The organism is Comamonas sp. UBA7528 (genome assembly GCF_002479375.1).
GTDB lineage: Bacteria > Pseudomonadota > Gammaproteobacteria > Burkholderiales > Burkholderiaceae_C > Comamonas.
This window is the reverse complement of sequence record NZ_DLMU01000005.1, coordinates 15,634-17,339: the sequence shown is the minus strand read 5'-3', so window position 1 is coordinate 17,339 and position 1,706 is coordinate 15,634. Positions and strand designations below refer to the sequence as shown.

General features: G+C 64.6%; 1 protein-coding gene and 1 pseudogene. Both read left to right on the top strand.

What is annotated here, in order from left to right:
- Positions 1 to 569: methyl-accepting chemotaxis protein (locus B3349_RS05910; RefSeq protein ID WP_291587276.1), on the top strand; the 569-nt coding region annotated here is incomplete at its 5' end.
- A gap of 832 nt (positions 570 to 1,401) precedes the next feature.
- Positions 1,402 to 1,706: pseudogene (locus B3349_RS20660) on the top strand (HAMP domain-containing protein); the annotation flags it as partial.

The window sequence follows — 1,706 nt, the reverse complement described above, 5'->3', positions numbered from 1 at the left end:
CCACCAGCGTGAGCAATGTGGAGTCAGGCTCGCAGCAGGTGGAGCAGGCCGGCCAGAGCATGCAGGAGATCGTGCAGAGCGTGCGCCGGGTTAGCGATCTGATTGGCGAAATCACAGCCGCCTCGCTGGAGCAGCGTGACGGTATCGGCCAGGTCAACAGTGCCATCGGCAACCTCGACCAGATGACCCAGCAGAACGCGGCGCTGGTGGAGGAGTCCACGGCTGCAGCCACGGCCATGCGTGAGCAGGCGCAGCGCCTGGAGCAGGTGGTGGCGGTGTTCAATGTGGGCCAGGAGGGCTTGGTGCGCAGCGCTGCGGCGCCGCGCCCGGCCCCGGCTGCAACGGTGGCTGCACCCCGCGTGCAGGCGCCTGCGGCGCGCCCCGCTGCAGTGGCGGCCCCCAAGGCCAAACCGACCGTGGCACCTGCGCCTGCTCCTGCTCCTGCACTACGCAAGACCCCGGCCTTGGCGCCCGACAAAGCACCCGGTGCGGGTACGCCCGCCGCTGCGCCGGCACAGACCGGCAAGACGGCAGCAACCGGCGCGGACGACGATTGGGAAATGTTCTGATGCACTTCTGATGTGCATCAGTGGGCAAGTACCTACTGCTTGCCAACTCCAGCAAAGCCGCCTAAGGGCGGCTTTTTTCTGGCCTTATTGGAGGAAATGCTGCACTGCAATGTATCAATACGAAACAGTAGTTTTTGTCAATCGGGAGAGCGCCTGTACCGCTCGTCGGATGTGGCAAAGAGAATGAAAGCGGGTTGCCATGCCCGCTTTTTTCGATTGGCACTGCGCCAGGACGGTATCCATGAATTTGCAGAATATTCGCGTGGCCCACAAGCTGTGGGCGGTGGTGTTGGGATCCATGTCGGCCATGGTGCTGCTGGCTTTCGGGTTGATGGTGTATTCGGACCGTGTCGATGCCGACGTGGCCAAACAGATGGAGTGGGCGGACAAGCGCATCGTGCTGTCCATGCGCTGGCGCGCCATGACCGAGGTGGCGGTGGAGCGCTACGTGGTGAGCGTGATGTCCTCCGAAGCGCAGATCGTGGACCAGATGAAAAAGCTGGCCACTGGCGGTACGGCCCAGATCACCGAAACCCAGCGGCTGGTGCTGGAGATGGCCGACAGCGCGGCCGAAAAAGCCCAGCTGGAGAAAGTGGGCAAGGCGCGCACGCAGACCCTGGCGGACATTGCCAAGGCGCAGGAAGCGCGCAACCAGGGCGACATGCTGGCCGCCGCCGAGATTGCAGAAAAGCAGCTGCGCACTTCTGCGGTCCAATACATCAAGGAGCAGGAGGCACTGATCACCCTGCAGGAGCAGATGCGTGAGGAAGCCAAGGCCGCGGGCCAGCGCAAGCGCATGGAAGCCTACGGCGTGGCCGCCGTCTGCAGTCTGGTGCTGGTGCTGGTGGGGCTGTACCTCGCGGCACTGCTGGTGCGCTCCATCACCCGTCCACTGGAACGGGCAGTGCATCTGGCAGACCAGATCGCCGACGGTGACCTGACGGTGGATGTGCACGACGAGCGCAAGGACGAGATGGGCCACCTGCTGCGCAGCCTGGCCACGATGACGCACAAGCTGCGCTCGGTGGTGGGCGAGGTGCGCACCGGGGTGGAGTCGGTGTCGGCTGCATCCAGCCAGATTGCCACCGGCAACCAGGACCTGTCGGCCCGTACCGAGCAGACCGCCGCCAACCTGGA